Here is a 310-nt window from a genome sequence, read left to right on the forward strand (position 1 = left end):
CCCCGGCCCAGCAGCCGCTGCCGGATCAGCCGGCGCCCGACCAGAACCTCTCCGGACAGGATTTCACCAACATCGCCCTCGTCGCGGTGGAGGACCTGCCGGCGGAACTCAAGCAGCAGGCGGAAGCCGTGATCACCGAGACCAGCGCCGACGAGCTGCTGGAGCTGCAGCGTTCCGTCGATGCCTCGCCGCAGGCATTGTCCGTGTTGCAGGCCAACGGGCTCAACTCCTCGCAAGTCGTCGCGGCCAACATCGACGGCGACGGCACGCTGACGCTGATCATCCAGACAACGGCGTGACCGGCGCGCCG

The 310-nt window shown here is 68.4% G+C and carries 1 protein-coding gene; it reads left to right on the forward strand.

All coding sequences use genetic code 11. The features are described from left to right. Positions 1–299 (forward strand): hypothetical protein (locus tag EN807_RS34125; RefSeq protein WP_135938066.1); only part of this gene is annotated, 299 nt, incomplete at its 5' end. Between the last annotated feature and the right edge of the window lie 11 nt (positions 300–310).

It is taken from the genome of Mesorhizobium sp. M5C.F.Ca.ET.164.01.1.1 (assembly GCF_004792125.1).
Classification (GTDB): Bacteria; Pseudomonadota; Alphaproteobacteria; order Rhizobiales; family Rhizobiaceae; genus Mesorhizobium; species Mesorhizobium wenxiniae.